Source organism: Pseudoglutamicibacter albus (assembly GCF_022346425.1).
In the GTDB taxonomy this organism is placed as follows: domain Bacteria; phylum Actinomycetota; class Actinomycetes; order Actinomycetales; family Micrococcaceae; genus Pseudoglutamicibacter; species Pseudoglutamicibacter albus.
Genome location: NZ_JAKRCW010000009.1, coordinates 1 through 15142 on the forward strand (window position 1 = coordinate 1; position 15142 = coordinate 15142).

Below are 15142 nucleotides of genomic sequence, written 5' to 3' on the forward strand. Positions count from 1 at the left end.
GAACCGACGGAAACGACAAACCGGTGGGGTGAAACTCCATACTGCCTAAGCAGGGCTACGCGATCAATCTCTGTGAGGCACGATTAAGGCTACGCGATCAACTTGACATGAGGCACTACGGCCCCCCGAACAGCTGGAACCCAGCGACGGCGGAGCGTCTGGCGTCGGGTTGACTACGACATCGTGCTCCGCTTGATACAGGCAGCTGTAAACCTGCTCTCCTCCCTTGTTCGCCGTATTACCTGACCTACCTGACGCAGGAAGGCCACACACGCCGCAAAACTTGTTATGTGACTCCGGTCGATGGCACTAAGAACCACAGTTCATCTCTTGCCTCCAGCAACTACACGTTAAACCGGAAGTCCACCGTGCTCCGGCACTGAGAACCACCTGCAGTCAGCGGCTACCAAGCCCGCCCGCGCAGGTCGATGTCTCCATCGGGCCACATCTCGAATGGGGCGATGGGCAGGACAAGGATCGGCGGGCCTGGCTCTTGCTCGACGGGTTCGCCATCACACCCGACCGACCTCTCGCGCGCACGGATCTTTTTCCACCCGCATGACGCGTAGAACGGGACGACCTGATCTCGACACCCCAAGTAACCGAACGCGACGCGGCCGCCATCGCGCATCGACTGCGCTGCCCAGCTCATGAGTTCGCTCCCGAGACGCGTCCCTCGTGCGTCAGCGGAGATCAGAACACCGCCGACTCCCGCGATCGCGAGGATCTGGGTGCCGACAGCGATCTCGCGGCGCGCCCATCCCACATGGCCGATGACGCGACCTTCGTTCCACGCCATGATGTGGACATCATGTGGCGCATAGCCTTAGGGCTGCTGTGGATCCCACTCCCCGAACTCCTCGAGATATTCGCTGTCGAAGAGTTGCCGAAGCCCACGCAGATCGGCTTCAGTGAGCTCTTGGTGGGCGATGATCTCGATCGAATGACGCTTCACACTTCCACCTTCCACAGGTCTACGAGTTTGCCGCTGGTGTCGAGGACGATCATTCGAAGTCCACAGCTCGTGCGATACCATCTCGCGCAGGAACCGGAAGCTCATCCACTCCACCTACGTCCCGCGCCATGCTCAGAAGGGCCATGTCGATGGTGGGCCTCAGCGCCGCTTTGGTCAGAATGTCACGAACCTCGGCTTCCATGGAGCGTCCGTTCGCTTTCGCCTGAGAGGCGAGCTGTTGCTTCACGTGGTCATCGAGACCACGCCCGATAATAGATGCCATCAGTGCCACCCCCTTTTACTATCAACAGTCCTGGCGTGAATGGGGCACCATGGAAAGAAAGAAGCGAGGCGACTGATGCTGAAGAAGCGACGTCTCGCTGGCCGCCACACTCAATTCCGTATTACGATTAAGGGTATGAGGACGATTAATGGGCAACAGGTTAGCGAAGAACAAATCGATGAGTGGGTAGCGGAAGCCGAGGACGGCTACGATGTGGAGACGCTTCGCCGTCGAGGCAGGAAACCTCGCCACGAAAATGCGGCTAAAGTTATCTCCATTCGCCTTTCACCCAGCGAAATTTCAGACCTGGATAAATACGCGGCCACTCACGGATGGTCGAGGTCCCAGGCAATCCGAGAAGCTTTACGGAATGCCGTCTAAATGGAAGTTCGCTCAAGCGCCACAAAACACGGGATCAAACCAGAACTGAACCAAGGTCAGCTACCACGCTCGAGATACCATCGGGGCAATGGACCCTGCGGTTGGTCACGCAACCTGCAACGGAGAAATACTAGCGACAGTGTTCTTCAGAGCGCGACGCTGCAACCGTAGCTCGTAGTTCGACTGAAGATTCATCCAAAACTCCTCGGACGTCCCGAAATACCGCGCCAGCCGTATCGCCATATCTGCAGTGATACCTCGCTTGCCATGCACGATCTCGTTGATCCGCCTCGGAGGAACACCGATAGACACAGCGACCTTATGCTGCGTGATCCCGAAACCTTGGATGAAGTCCTCCATCAGGATCTCTCCTGGGTGGATCGGCTTGATCACGCAACTTGCAGTGGCGTGATCTTAGTTATCTGATCGGCCACACGCTCCTGCGCCATCTCAAGCTCATAACGGCTCTGAAGATTGAGCCAGAACTGCGGTTCCACTCCGAAATACCGCCCCAGACGCAACGCCGTGTCGGCAGTGATGGCGCGCTTGCCGTGCACGATCTCGTTGATCCTCCGCGGAGGGACACCGATAGACACAGCGAGCTTGTGCTGCGTGATGCCGAATCCCTCAATGAAGTCCTCCATCAGAACCTCGCCAGGGTGAATCGGCTCGTAGAGCTTCTCAGTCATCATGCACCTCAGTGGTAATCCTCGATAATCACGTTCTCCGGGCCAGCTTCAGTCCACACGAAGCAGATCCGCCACTGACTGTTGATACGAATGCTGTGCTGACCCTTACGGTCACCCTTCAACGCTTCAAGCCGGTTCCCCGGTGGAATGCGAAGAGAGTTAAGCGACACCGCAGCATCGAGCAGATGCAGCTTCCTGTTCGCGGACTTATGAATCCGCGGATCTATCCGAGGCGCCGCTTCACGCAACCACACAAGCTCCGTGTCACGGTCACCGAAAGATCTGATCACGAAGTCAGTTTATAACGCAAAGCGTCAATAACGCTACACGTTAAACCGGAAGTCCACGACGTGTCGTTGCTAAATACCCTTACCCTATGGACATACAGCAGAAGCTGCTAGAGATTGAGTAGATACAAGAAGTAAAAAGCGATAGCTAGGATCACAGTACGGTCTTCGAGACCGCGACGACGGCTGCTACCGCAGGCCTCGTTGCCTAACTGACACCAACGCCGTGTCCATTACTCGGGGAACGCCCCCAACATTAATGCTGCCCTGCCGGCAAACCAGGGCGGCCGCGTGAGTATCGGACAATAATGCGTAGTCCTCCAAGGGTCTGGACACAAGAGCTTTCCCCTTTCCTCAGTGGCGCGACCAGAGGGAGAAGAAACATCCATCCCGGTGCACCCGCTGCGGTGATAACGACCCATCGCCCGCAGCAGGTGACAATCGTCACGGTTATCCCTCTTTTTCAGATTCCTGTCCTCGGGATCAGAAAAAGACGAGGACCTGTCATAGGTCAGTGAGCATCTGCTGCATCTGGGCGATCTCGGCCTCCTGGTCGTTGATAATTTGTTCGGCCAGGGTGATCGCATGCGGGTTCTGGCCGTCAGCAACCTCGTCACGGGCCATATCGACCGCACCCTCATGGTGGGCGGTCATCTGCTCAAGGTAGAGCCAGCAGCCTCGGTGCCCTTGGCGTCCTCGAGGGCTGTCATGTCCTCCTCGCTCATCATTCCACTCATCCCGCCATGGTCCATCTCACCCATATCACCGGTGACCGGTTGCTGACCCCAGGCCTCGAGCATGGCGTTCATCCGGTCAATCTCCGGTCCTTGGGCGTCAATAACCCTCTGGGCAAACTCCACGACCTCGGCCGGGATATCGTCCTTGGCCAGGAGGATTTCACTCATCTCCACGGCCTGCTGGTGATGGGGGATCATCATCTGGGCAAACATGATGTCCGCGTCGTTGTGATCGGCGGAGATCTCCCTGTCCGCCTCAGTCGTCGCAGTGCTGGTGGCCGAGGTGGTGGCGTCGGTGTTGCCTGACTCGGTGGCCTCACCGCAGGCGGCCAGCGCCAGGGTGGAGGCCACGGCGAGAGCGGAAAGAACAAGGGTACGCTTCATCGTGGAGCCTTTCAGGGTATATGGGGGGCAGTCGAGAGAAGTAGTGGATCAGTGGACGGCGGTGGATGCCGGAGTGGGCGTGGTGTGTTCCTCCTTCGACTCAGTCGGAGCCAGGTGAGCCGGATCCAGATCAATGCGGCGCAACAGTTGGGCGTTCAGGGCCACCACGATGGTCGAGGCAGACATCAAGATCGCGCCCACGCCCGGGGACAGCACGAACCCGATCGAGGCGAGCACTCCGGCGGCCAGCGGCACGGCGAGGATGTTGTAGCCAGAGGCCCAGATCAGGTTCTGGATCATCTTGCGGTAGCTGGCCCGGGACAGCTCAATCATCGACAGCACTGCCCGCGGGTCATCACTGGCTAGGACCACCCCGGCAGATTCCATGGCCACATCCGTGCCGGCACCGATGGCGATACCGACCTCCGCGCGGGTCAGAGCGGGTGCGTCATTGACACCGTCACCGACCATGGCCACGCTCAAACCTCGGTCCTGCAACTGCGTGACCTTGGTGTCTTTGTCCTGTGGCAGGACCTCGGCGAAGACCTCATCAATGCCTAAGACCTGACCGACCGCGTGGGCCACCTGCTGGGCGTCGCCGGTGATCATTGCAACTTTCACCCCGCGGTCCTGCAAGGCTTTCACGGCGGCGTGGGATTCGGGGCGGATCTTGTCCTCGACGGCCACCGCACCGATGATCTGACCGTCGCGGACAATATGGAGCACACCAGCCCCACGCCCGGTCCAGGCGCTGGTGGTGTCGGTGAGCTCGGCCGGGATGGTGAGGTTGAACTCGCGCAGCATGTTCGGCCCGCCCACGAGGATCTCAGCGCCATCGACAGTGGCCCGGACCCCTCGACCGGAGGCGGCGCTGAAACCAGTTGCACGGATTCGCCGACGGGAGGCCTCGGGGTGGGCGGCCGCGGCCTCCACGATGGCGCGGGCCACGGGGTGCTCGCTGTCGGCCTCCGCGGCGGCGGCCAGGGCCAGCAACTCGCCCTCGGTGACGCCGACAGCTGCCGCGACACCGGTGACCGCGTGCGCACCCTCGGTCAGGGTGCCGGTTTTGTCGAAGAGCACCACGTCGATGGTGCGCATCCGCTCGAGCGTCATTCGGTCCTTGATGAGCACCCCGGCTTTCGCGGCCCGCTCGCTGGAGATCGCAATGACCAGCGGAATCGCCAGGCCCAGGGCGTGCGGACAAGCGATGACCAGCACCGTGACCGTGCGCACCACGGCATCGTCCGGGCTGCCGATGATAGTCCACACCACCGCGGTGATCAGAGCGGAGATCAGCGCGAACCAGAACAACAACGCCGCCGCCCGATCCGCCAGGGCCTGGGCCCGGGAGGAGGACTCCTGGGCATCGGCAACCATGCGTTGGATCCCGGCCAGGGCGGTGTCCCCGCCGGTAGCCTCCACCCGGATGCGGACGGTGTTGTCGGTGGCCACGGTACCGGCGACCACCTTGTCACCGGTGTCGCGGAAGACGGGACGGGATTCGCCGGTGATCATCGCCTCATCGAATTCGGCGGCTCCGTCGAGGATGGTTCCGTCGGCCGGCACCCGTGCACCGGCCCTCACCAACACGACGTCGTCGACGACCAGCTCGGAGATGGCCACGGTGCGGGTGGTCCCGTCGATGACTTTCTCGGCCTCATCCGGCAGCAGAGCAGCCAGCGCGTCAAGCGCTGAGGACGCGGCCCCGAGAGCGCGCATCTCCAGCCAGTGGCCCAGCAGCATGATGGTCACCAGCAGAGCCAGCTCCCACCAGAAGTCCAGCTCAAAACCGCCCAGCCCCAGAGTGGTGACCCAGGAGGCAACAAACGCCACGGTGATGGCCATGGCGATCAGAAGCATCATCCCGGGTTGGCGGGATTTCAGTTCTTTCCATCCGCCCTTGAGGAAAGGCGTTCCGCCGTAGACGAAGATGATCGTGCCCAGCACCGGGGGGATCCAAATGGATCCGGGGAATGCCGGGAGGTGGTAGCCGAGCAGGTGGGCGACCATGGGGCTGAAAATAACGACGGGAATGGACAGAAACAGCGACCACCAGAAGCGGTCCCGAAACATTGCGGTGCTGTGTCCGGCGTGTTCGCCGTGACCATGAACGTGGTGGTCTTCATCCAGGGCAGAGTGCGGGTGATCGTGGGGCATCGACTGGCTGTGGGTGTCGGCATCTGCGTGGTGTTCGTGCCTGGCATGATCCGGGTGGTGGGTGTGGTCTATTTCCGGAGCGGGGTGATCACCGGAATGGTGGGGAGTGCTCATGACGTTCCTTCCGCTCAACCCGGTCAGGGTCGAGATGATGGGTAAAACCGATCAGGATAAGACGGTGTAGCCGGCCTCCTCGATGGTCCGGCGAACCATCTCCGGAGGTACGACACCGGTGACCGTGACGGTGGAAACACCACCAGCAGCGAGATCAACCTGGACGTCGTCAACCTGGGGGAGGGCCTGAAGGGCCTGGGTCACGCTTTTCGCGCAGTGCCCGCAGGTCAGGCCAGTGACCTGGTAGCTAGGGGAGGCCCCTCCTGCTGACGAGTCGCTGGCGGCAGGGATGGAGGCGGTGCCGGCATCTGAGGCAGGTCCGCAACAGCTGCAGCCGTGGTTGGCCATCGGCAAGAGGCGGGGCGGGGAGGTGATCATGGGAAAGCTCCTACGGGTCGGTGGGATGCGACGATGTCACTCCCTAGCGTATACCCCCCTGGGGTATTTTTTCAAGGGGTGGAGGGCACGACCCTAAGGCGGGGCAGGGTGTGGTCACCGAGCAGCCCCCTCACTGTCGGGAGCGGACAGCGGGAGGCGGAGGGCAAACACCGCTCCGCGACCGGGTCCGGGGGAGGTGGCAGTGAGAGTGCCGCCGTGGGCCTCGATCAATGCCCTGGAGACGGTCAGACCGATACCGGACCCGCCGTTGTCCCGGCTGCGGGCGGCATCCCCCCCGGTAGAAGCGTTCGAAGATGTGTCCGAGCTGGCCAGGTGGGATGCCCTCGCCGTCATCGGCGACGTGGATGAGCGCGGTGGACGCCCCCTGGCGGTGGACGCTGATCCGGACCTGCCCGCCGGCCGGGGTGTGCCGTAGCGCGTTCGACAGGAGATTGCTCATCACCTGGCCGAAGCGTTGCCGGTCCACGACCCCGTCCTGGAGACCATCGAGGTAGACCGTGAGCACCGATAAGGGGGTGCCCATTTCGTGGGCCAGATCAGAGAGCATCTGGCGGCGGACCTGTTCGGTGTGTTCCAGCCGGTCGGCCATGGTGTTGAAGGCATGCGCCAGGGTGGCGACCTCGGGGCCTGCTCGGCATGGAATAGCTCCAGCGAGGGGTCCTCCCGGCCGGCCATCAACATATGATCATGGAACAGGGTCGGGCCCACCGTCGTGGCCACGGCCGCGGCCACCAGCAGGCTAATCACCACGACCAACACCTGGGCGACCAGGAAGCGGAAGGTCAGGCCGGGTCCGTGATTCATGCCTGCCCCACCCGGTAGCCCACGCCACGCACGGTGTCGATAAACCCCCGACCCCGGGTGTCGGTGCCGAGCTTGCGACGCAAGTTGCCGATGTGGACATCGACGATGCGTTCATCACCGACCCAGGTGGTGTCCCAGACCTCGGTGACCAGATCGTGGCGGGTCAGCGCCTGGCCGGGGCGCAGGGCCAGGGCAACCAGCAGCTCGAACTCCGTGCGGGTGAGCTCCACGGTCCTCTCCCCCACCCGCACCTGATGGGCAACGGGGTCAAGGATGAGGTCACCAACGATCAAGGGGGTGGTCACCTGCGGTGGGGTGGTGCTGGTGCGCGGGCGGCGCTACACCGCATGCACCCGGGTCACCAGTTCCCGGATGCTAAAAGGTTTGGTGATGTAGTCATCCGCCCCCAGGGTCAAAGCGCTGATCTTGTCGTCCTCGCTGCCACGCGCGATGAGCATGAGGATGTAGCAGTCCGAGAAGGTGCGGATCCGTCGGCATACCTCCAGACCGTCGAGTTCGGGCAGCCCCAGATCCAGCACCACAACATCGGGGGAAAGCGACGGGCCTCGTCCACGGCCTGGGTGCCGGTGTGCGCCTGGCGGGTATCGAAGCCGGCCCGGATGAGGTAGGAGGCCACCATCTGAGCCAGGGGTTGTTCATCATCGACGACCAGCACCCGCCCCAGGGGCGTGGCGGTGGTCGGTGTGCGGTCAGCCATAGACCCCAGTATCGCTCGGGGCAGGGGAATACCACCCTCGCTCAGTGCCCGGCGGGGAAATCTTCAATCAAATCTTCAAACATCACCCTTCAACCGCCGTCACCCCTGTGCCCCACCCCGGGCCGGCGGCATCGCCTCTCCTCGTCGGTTCAGCAGGCGCCACCAGGGATTTCATTGCCTGCACCGCATACCTGAGGCGGGTAGAAGGACATCGCCCACGGCTGTGGAGTGGTGTCCCGGTGGTGACCCAGCCCACCGAACTCATCCCCTTTTCACCCTGTTATAAGGCTGTGAGCAGGGTTTTTGATTTCTACTCCGTCAGGCGCCCGTGCAAGATAAAGGTATGGCACCGACCTTGAGGCGGTGTCTTCTCACAGAGTTACCACGGTCCAAGGAGATTGACGTGAAACGAGCAGCGATCGCAGCCGCCGCCCTTGCCCTCGCCCTCACGGGGTGTTCGGCCGCCGACCCGGAACCCACGGCCGACGGGACGGTGTCCCAAGATACATTCCTGACTACCCATGGCCTGGCCGACATGGACGCGGTGGAGATCATTGATCGCCTCGACCGGCAGAAGGTCACTGAGCGTCCCACAGATCTGATCGCCTCAGTACGTGCCGATGAACTGCTGCTCTCGAGCGGTGACCAGGAAGTCGTGGTCGATCTTCCCGACAATCAGACGTATGTCTCGATCGCACCCTATCTCAACTCCACCCACGACTGCTTCTACCACAGCCTCACGACCTGCGTGGGGGAACTCAGCAATGAGGATATCCAGGTCACGATCACCGATGAGGCGACCGGTGAGGTGCTGGTGGACGAGGCGACAACCACCTTCGACAACGGGTTTATTGGCTTCTGGCTTCCCGATGATGTCACCGGTCTGATTGAGGTCAGCTACCAGGGGCGTACCGGCACCACGGAGTTTTCCACCACCGACGACGGTGCCACCTGTGTCACAGACCTGCGCCTGACGTGATGGTTCAGCAGAGTCCTCACCTGCGCCTGCCTCCCGTGTCACTGAAGTCCTACACCAGGAAGGTTAAATCATGACGAACGCATTTTCCCGACGACAGTTTCTGCTCGGCGGGCTCGTCCTCGCCGGCACCGGGGCCGTGGCCGCCTGCACCAGCGACCCTGGACCCGCTGCCTCGGCACCAGGTCCCTCCCTTCGCCCCACTCCCACCCCCACTGCGCTCGGTGAGCCGACGGTGCGCCGGACACTGACCGCCCGGCCCCTCTCCCTGGATATCGGCGGCATCGAAGCCAACACGTGGGGATACGTCTCTGACACCGGGGATGCGGCCATTCAGGCCACCGCCGGCGATGTCCTCCAGGTCGATATCACCAATGAACTGCCTGAGAGTACCTCCATCCACTGGCATGGCATCGCACTCCACAACGCAGCCGACGGTGTGCCCGGCATGACCCAGGCCCCCATTGAACCTGGCGAGTCTTTCTCCTATGTTTTTGAAGTCCCCCACGGTGGCACCTACTTCTACCATTCCCACACCGGCCTGCAGCTTGATCGCGGCCTCCACGCCCCACTGATCATCCGTGACCCGCAAGACGCTGAAGACCAGGACGTCGAGTGGACCATCGTGCTCGACGACTGGGTCGATGGCATTCAGGGCACTCCCGACGATGAGCTCGACAAGCTCACCGGAATGGGTTCGGGCGACCATAACGGGAGGATGGGAATGGGAGGTCACGGCCAGATGATGCACGGCACCCCGGACCGGGTACTGGGCGGGGATGCCGGCGATGTGATGTATCCGCACTACCTCATCAACGGACGTATCCCCCGTGCTCACCGGACCTTCGAAGCTCGCCCGGGCGACAAGGCCCGCCTGCGGTTTATCAACTCCGGCGGTGACACCATCTTCAAGGTGGCCCTCGGTGGTCACCGCATGACTGTCACCCACACCGACGGCTTCCCTGTCCAGCCCTGGGAGACCGAATCGATCTACCTGTCGATGGGCGAACGTGTCGACGTCGAGGTCATCCTCGGCGACGGCATCTTCCCGCTCACGGCTTTGGCGGTGGGTAAGGACGACCGCGCCTTCGCCGTCATCCGCACCGCCGACGGCCAGGCCCCCCGCCCCGATGTCGACTTCCCCGAGTTGTCATCCACCGGACTGCTTCTGTCCTCCCTAAAGCCAGCAGACCGTGCACTCCTGCCCGAGGGCACACCAGACCGAGAAGTCAGCATCGACCTGGGCGGGCAGATGATGCCGTATGAATGGAGCATTTTCACCGACGGCCAATCCTCCTCCGCGACCGTGCAGGAGAGCCAGCGCCTGCGGATGGTCATGCGCAACAGGACCATGATGCCCCATCCAATGCACATCCACGGCCACACGTGGGCGCTGCCCGGCAGCGGCGGGCTACGCAAGGACACCGTCCTTCTCCGCCACGGTGAAACCATGATCGCCGACCTGATTGCTGACAACCCCGGTGAGTGGGCATTTCACTGCCATAACGCCTATCACATGGAAACCGGGATGCTCAGCTCGCTTCGCTACGAGTAACCCCCACAGCAGGGTTGAGTGCCGAGGTGGGCAGAGTCGCTGCAGACCACCCACCGGGCAGCACGATGACCTTCCTCGGTGTTGTGGTCTTCCGGGACAACCAAAACACCGTCTTCTTCCCCACCGCCCCGGAATATGGAGATCTAATCCATGCCGAGCACACCCCCGCAGAGCCGCCATCGCGGTTGCCGCGGTGCTCATCGCCGTGACCCTGGTGGCCTGTTCCTCAGGCGACGGCGAAACGCCGTCGCCGTCGGGGGCACCTTCCAGTTCCACTCACCAGGAGGCCAAACCGAGATTATCTACGCAGAGGAGGAACGTGCCCCGCTGCCGGACTTCTCCGACCCGTCGCTGATGGAGGAGGGTCTACCTGTCACCGGTGATGGACCTGTTCGACCGTTCAATCGTTGCCCACACCGTGGCTACATCGCCGACGACAGCGTTGACCGCCGAATCCTTAGCTCAGGCGATTAAAACGTGTGCGCCTGAACCTGGGTGAATGATGCACACCGATCAACCTAGCCCCTTTACGCTCGACTTCACCGCGTGCCACGGCCGCCTTGATGCGCGCGAACATCCGGCCTCCGTCAGTACTGAGGTCCGCATCACCATTCGCGGTAACAAGCTTCAACCCGTGCTCTTCCGCTCTGTCGATCCACCCTTCGAGCTGCGAGGGCTGCCGCGTTAGACGATCCAAGTCCCAGCAGATAATCGCGTCTAGCTCGCCTCACTGAAGACTAGCCACCATCGCGTCGTAATCGGGACGTTCCACGTCTTTCTTAGAGGCCGAGATCGACTAATCCACATAGGTGTACACGACCATCCAGCCACGCTGCTTTGCAATGGCTTCACAGTCTTCGCGCTGACGCTCGATGGCAAGACCGTCCATTGCAGCATCGAGCGAGATGCGAAGGTAAATGGCAGCACGTGTTGTCATACGACTAACACTGGCGCGCCTTAAGTTACATTGAACTTGAACTCGACGACGTCGCCGTCCTGCATAATGTATTCCTTGCCTTCAAGACGCACACGGCCCGCGGCCTTCGCGGCCTGCATCGAGCCCGCCGCGATCAGGTCGTCGAACGAAACAACCTCGGCACGGATGAATCCACGCTGGAAATCCGTGTGAATCACGCCAGCTGCCTCAGGCGCGGTAGCACCCTGCTTGATCGTCCACGCACGCGTCTCCTTCGGGCCCGCCGTCAAATACGACTGCAAACCAAGCGCCTCATAGCCAGCCTTCGCAAGCTACTCCAGACCAGACTCCTCAATGCCAGCGTCAGCGAGCATCTCTGCCGCATCGTCCTCATCAACCTCAATGAGTTCAGCTTCGAACTTCACATCGAGGAAAATCGCCTCGGCTGGCGCTACGAGTTCGCGCATCTTCGCCTGCATGGCTCCGTCGGCCAGCGCGGGCCATCTGCGGAAAAGATCGCCAAGACTCATCTGGAGGTCGCCCAGGCCGCGGACGAAATCGGCGTGAACAACGCGCCCTTCCGTGTCCACCACTTCGTGCCGCGGGCCTCCGCCCCGATGCCGCTGCTGGGTGCTGTCGCGGCCACCACCAATCACATCGAGGTGGGCACCGGGGTCGTCGTCATGCGCTAGCGCATGTCGGGGTTGTGGCGTTGGTACGACCGGCTCTGCTGTTTACAGGTACCGGCAGACCTGGTCCGCGCTGCACGAGTCGGGGTCGGGCTGCGCGGCGTCGCGTCTGAGCTCGGTGATGGTGTCGCGCAGCGCGGCGAGCTGGGCGATCTGCTGCTCGATCTCGGCGAGGCGCGCGTCGAGGAGGTCGCGCACGTGCTCGCAGGGAGCAGCGCCGCCGTCGCGGATTTCGAGGATCTGGCGGATCTGGGCGAGGGTGAGGCCCGCGGCCTGGCCGCGGTGGACGAAGTCGATCCGGGCGGCCGTCTCGGGCGCGTAGTCGCGGTATCCGGACGGCGTGCGCTCGGCCGGCGGCAACAGGCCCTGCTCCTCGTAGAACCGCAGCGTCTTCGCCGTCGTTCCCGCCCGCTCGGCGAGTTCCCCGATGCGCATCGCAGGCCCCCTCTTCTTTCGGCAGAAGTCCTCTTGACCTTCCCCTGCACTGGAAGGTCCAGTATGGCTGAGACAGACCGGAAGACCAAGTATTGACAGGAGCTGCGATGCCCACGAAGTACGACCTCGCCATCATCGGATCGGGCGGTGGTGCGTTCGCCGCCGCGATCCGCGCGACCACGCTCGGCAAGTCGGTGGTGATGATCGAGCGCGGGACGCTGGGCGGCACCTGCGTGAACACCGGCTGCGTGCCGTCGAAGGCCCTGATCGCCGCGGCCGACGCACGGCACTCCGCGGCCGACGCCGCCGACCGGTTCCCGGGGATCGAGACGACGGCGGGGCCGGTGGACATGCCCGCCCTGATCGCCGGGAAGCAGGCGCTGGTCGAGTCGCTGCGGGGCGAGAAGTACGCCGACGTCGCCGACTCCTACGGGTGGGCCGTCCGCCGCGGCGACGCCGCGTTCGCCGGCACCCCCGACGCTCCGGTCCTCCAGGTCGCCGGGGACGACGGCAGCACCGAGACGATCGAGGCCGCGCACTTCTTGGTGGCGACTGGTTCTCGGCCGTGGGCACCGCCGATCGACGGCCTGGACGAGACCGGATACCTGACCTCGACCACGGCGATGGAGCTGACCGAACTCCCTGAGTCCCTGCTCGTGCTCGGCGGCGGCTACGTCGCACTGGAGCAGGCGCAGCTGTTCGCCCGGCTCGGCTCCCAGGTCACCGTGCTGGTCCGGTCCCGGCTCGCGTCGAAGGAGGAGCCGGAGGTGTCCAGGACGCTGCAGGAGGTGTTCGCCGACGAGGGCATCCGGGTGGTCCGCCGCGCGCTGCCGACGCGGGTGTCCCGCGACGCCGCGACCGGGCAGGCCGTCGTCACCGCGGACGTCGCCGGGGGGCGGGAGGAGTTCCGCGCCGACCAGGTCCTGGTCGCCCTCGGACGACGACCGGTCACCGACGGGCTCGGCCTCGACAGGGTCGGGGTCGAGACCGGGGACCTCGGCGAGGCGGTCGTCTCCGACCGGCTGCAGTCCTCGAACCCGCGGGTCTGGGCCGCGGGCGACGTGACCGGGCACCCCGAGTTCGTCTACGTCGCCGCCCACCACGGCACCCTCGTCGCTGAGAACGCGTTCGCCGACGCCGACCGGTCCGTCGACTACGCCCGCCTGCCGCGGGTGACGTTCACCGGGCCGGCGATCGGCGCGGTCGGGATGACCGAGAAGGACGTCCTCGCCGCCGGGATCCGCTGCGACTGCCGCGTCCTGCCCCTGCACCACGTGCCCCGCGCCTTGGTGAACCGCGACACCCGCGGCTTCGTCAAGATCGTCGTGAACGCCGAGACGAAAGAGATCCTCGGCCTGACCGCCGTCGCCAAGGACGCCGGCGAGCTCGCCGCCGCAGGCGTCCACGTGCTCGGCAAGACCGTCGCCGAGGTCGCCAACGCCTGGGCCCCCTACCTGACCATGGCCGAGGGCATCCGGATCGCCGCCAAGGCCTTCACCACCGACCCGTCGCTGCTGTCGTGCTGCGCATGAACGGCAACGCAGGCAATCGGGGAGATCTCATCCTGAAGCAGACGATGAGCGCCGATCAGGACCACGACGAACGGCGCGCCAGTCCCGTCGTCGCTGCAGGGACCGGGCTGCTCTTGCTGGCATGCTGCGCACTTCCGTCGCTGCTCTGCTGCGGCCTGCCGTTCATCGCGGCGGGCGGAGCACTCGCAGGCGTCGGTGGGCTCCTCGGTAATCCCTGGATCATCGGTGCCGGGACCGCCGTCGTGATGGCCGTCATGGCGGGGATGCTCGTCAGGCTACGGCGGCGGCACCGGCGCCGCAGGTCCGGCTGCTGCGAAAATCCTTCGACCGCTGATCGGAACCGGTAGTTCGAGCGGATCCAGCGATCACTGCCACCTGCGGAGGCCGCTGAAATCGAAGCCCGACGGGAGAAGGAGGAGCAAAAAGCGTTCGAATCAACCGGTGACGAGGATAATACTGAGGCTGGATCCCGGCCGTCGCGACGCGGTCTCCGCTTCCGCCGAGACGAGAAAGGGTTGTGGGCACCTAGGCTGGGCGGCATGAACGACATGACCATAGCGCCCGGCCCGGGGATCCCCGACAGTGCGGTCATCGCCGCCGATCTCGCGGAGCGTTTCGCGAAATCGTCGACTCCAGGCGGCCAGGGCGTCAACACGACGGACGGCAAAGTCCAGCTTTCCATCGATGTCGCCGAATGCGCATCGCTTACCGACGCCCAGCGTCACCGTATCTCGCGCAACCTCGAGCACCGCCTAGACGGCTCCGTCTTTACCGTGACTGCGTCGACTCAGCGGTCTGTGTTTCGCTCCTGGTCCTCTCGCTTGCACCTGCGACACAGCCTCGTGCCCCCGGGCCGTAGCGTTCGGGGGAGCACAATAGCCCCAGTCCTCATCACGTCCCGGGATCAAAGAGTTCATCGCAGAGGTTAAGCACTACACGTTGAACTTGAACTCGACGGAGTGTCGTCGCTGTTTAACGTGTGCGAGATTCATTCTTGGACCCAGCCCAGTCGCTGGCGTTAACCTTGCACACAACTATGGCGATGGTCCTGGACGGCCTTGCCGACTGAGCACCCGGCACCCTCATCACAGACGTTCGTGCTCCCCACATCCTTCGCTCAAGCGGACTGCT

Annotated in this window: 14 protein-coding genes and 6 pseudogenes; 6 read left to right on the forward strand and 14 right to left on the reverse strand. The window is 63.5% G+C overall.

Annotation, left to right across the window (positions count from 1 at the left end; genetic code table 11):
• Positions 1–403: 403 nt before the first annotated feature.
• The 3 genes and pseudogenes from MHJ63_RS06490 to MHJ63_RS06495 form a co-directional block, all read right to left on the reverse strand.
• Positions 404–805, reverse strand: a pseudogene (locus tag MHJ63_RS06490) (GNAT family N-acetyltransferase); the annotation flags it as partial.
• 21 nt (positions 806–826) lie between these two features.
• Positions 827–955: a hypothetical protein gene (locus MHJ63_RS09950; RefSeq protein WP_275436061.1), complete on the reverse strand. Its 129-nt coding sequence runs from the start codon at positions 953–955 to the stop codon at positions 827–829.
• Between the two features lie 49 nt (positions 956–1004).
• Positions 1005–1238 carry a FitA-like ribbon-helix-helix domain-containing protein gene (locus tag MHJ63_RS06495; RefSeq protein ID WP_070507745.1) on the reverse strand — a complete coding sequence of 78 codons (234 nt, stop codon included), beginning with the start codon at positions 1236–1238 and terminating at the stop codon, positions 1005–1007.
• Positions 1239–1373: 135 nt separating this feature from the next.
• Between MHJ63_RS06495 and MHJ63_RS06500 the strand changes: the two genes are divergently transcribed.
• Positions 1374–1619: a ribbon-helix-helix domain-containing protein gene (locus MHJ63_RS06500; RefSeq protein WP_035755593.1), complete on the forward strand. Its 246-nt coding sequence runs from the start codon at positions 1374–1376 to the stop codon at positions 1617–1619.
• 105 nt (positions 1620–1724) lie between these two features.
• Here the strand turns inward: MHJ63_RS06500 and MHJ63_RS06505 are convergent, their stop codons facing one another.
• The 8 genes and pseudogenes from MHJ63_RS06505 to MHJ63_RS06540 all read right to left on the reverse strand — a co-directional run bounded on the left by MHJ63_RS06505 (position 1725) and on the right by MHJ63_RS06540 (position 7908).
• Positions 1725–2012 (reverse strand): HigA family addiction module antitoxin, encoded by a 288-nt coding sequence (locus MHJ63_RS06505; protein ID WP_070507747.1) that lies wholly within the window; start codon positions 2010–2012, stop codon positions 1725–1727.
• Complete coding sequence (locus MHJ63_RS06510) at positions 2009–2308, reverse strand: HigA family addiction module antitoxin (protein ID WP_035755514.1); 300 nt, start codon at positions 2306–2308, stop codon at positions 2009–2011. Before MHJ63_RS06510 ends, MHJ63_RS06505 begins: the two co-directional genes overlap by 4 nt.
• Positions 2309–2316: 8 nt before the next feature.
• The gene (locus MHJ63_RS06515; RefSeq protein WP_239446555.1) at positions 2317–2598 is read right to left on the reverse strand and encodes a type II toxin-antitoxin system RelE/ParE family toxin; all 282 of its coding nucleotides are present in this window, start codon (positions 2596–2598) and stop codon (positions 2317–2319) included.
• Positions 2599–3099: 501 nt separating this feature from the next.
• Positions 3100–3716 (reverse strand): annotated as a pseudogene (locus MHJ63_RS06520) (DUF305 domain-containing protein).
• A 48-nt stretch (positions 3717–3764) separates the two neighbouring features.
• Positions 3765–5987: a copper-translocating P-type ATPase gene (locus MHJ63_RS06525; RefSeq protein ID WP_420876140.1), complete on the reverse strand. Its 2223-nt coding sequence runs from the start codon at positions 5985–5987 to the stop codon at positions 3765–3767.
• 51 nt (positions 5988–6038) lie between these two features.
• Positions 6039–6365, reverse strand: coding sequence for a heavy-metal-associated domain-containing protein (locus tag MHJ63_RS06530; protein WP_070507752.1), 327 nt, complete (start codon positions 6363–6365; stop codon positions 6039–6041).
• A 114-nt stretch (positions 6366–6479) separates the two neighbouring features.
• Positions 6480–7190 (reverse strand): annotated as a pseudogene (locus tag MHJ63_RS06535) (sensor histidine kinase).
• Positions 7187–7908, reverse strand: a pseudogene (locus MHJ63_RS06540) (response regulator transcription factor). The pseudogenes MHJ63_RS06535 and MHJ63_RS06540 overlap by 4 nt, the downstream one beginning before the upstream one ends.
• Positions 7909–8311: 403 nt before the next feature.
• Here MHJ63_RS06540 and MHJ63_RS06545 point away from each other — a divergent pair.
• Together MHJ63_RS06545 and MHJ63_RS06550 are read left to right on the forward strand one after the other, a co-directional pair.
• Positions 8312–8887: a CueP family metal-binding protein gene (locus MHJ63_RS06545; RefSeq protein WP_239446556.1), complete on the forward strand. Its 576-nt coding sequence runs from the start codon at positions 8312–8314 to the stop codon at positions 8885–8887.
• Between the two features lie 70 nt (positions 8888–8957).
• A complete protein-coding gene (locus tag MHJ63_RS06550) occupies positions 8958–10439 on the forward strand; it encodes a multicopper oxidase family protein (RefSeq protein WP_239446557.1) in 1482 nt (493 codons plus the stop codon).
• A 457-nt stretch (positions 10440–10896) separates the two neighbouring features.
• Here MHJ63_RS06550 and MHJ63_RS10130 read toward each other — a convergent pair.
• Positions 10897–11376 (reverse strand): annotated as a pseudogene (locus MHJ63_RS10130) (recombinase family protein).
• Positions 11377–11396: 20 nt separating this feature from the next.
• Positions 11397–11849 (reverse strand): annotated as a pseudogene (locus MHJ63_RS06560) (DUF933 domain-containing protein); the annotation flags it as partial.
• Positions 11850–11918: 69 nt separating this feature from the next.
• Between MHJ63_RS06560 and MHJ63_RS10110 the strand changes: the two are divergent.
• Positions 11919–12047 (forward strand): monooxygenase, encoded by a 129-nt coding sequence (locus MHJ63_RS10110; RefSeq protein WP_239446558.1) that lies wholly within the window; start codon positions 11919–11921, stop codon positions 12045–12047.
• A 42-nt stretch (positions 12048–12089) separates the two neighbouring features.
• Here the strand turns inward: MHJ63_RS10110 and MHJ63_RS06570 are convergent, their stop codons facing one another.
• The gene (locus MHJ63_RS06570) at positions 12090–12479 is read right to left on the reverse strand and encodes a heavy metal-responsive transcriptional regulator (protein ID WP_070514614.1); all 390 of its coding nucleotides are present in this window, start codon (positions 12477–12479) and stop codon (positions 12090–12092) included.
• Positions 12480–12586: 107 nt separating this feature from the next.
• On the opposite strand from MHJ63_RS06570, the gene merA reads away from it, so the two are divergent.
• Both merA and MHJ63_RS06580 read left to right on the forward strand, forming a co-directional pair.
• Positions 12587–14011, forward strand: coding sequence for a mercury(II) reductase (merA, locus tag MHJ63_RS06575; RefSeq protein WP_239446559.1), 1425 nt, complete (start codon positions 12587–12589; stop codon positions 14009–14011).
• On the forward strand, positions 14008–14358 hold the full coding sequence (locus MHJ63_RS06580) for a hypothetical protein (RefSeq protein WP_239446560.1): 351 nt from the start codon (positions 14008–14010) through the stop codon (positions 14356–14358). Before merA ends, MHJ63_RS06580 begins: the two co-directional genes overlap by 4 nt.
• Positions 14359–15142 lie beyond the last annotated feature (784 nt).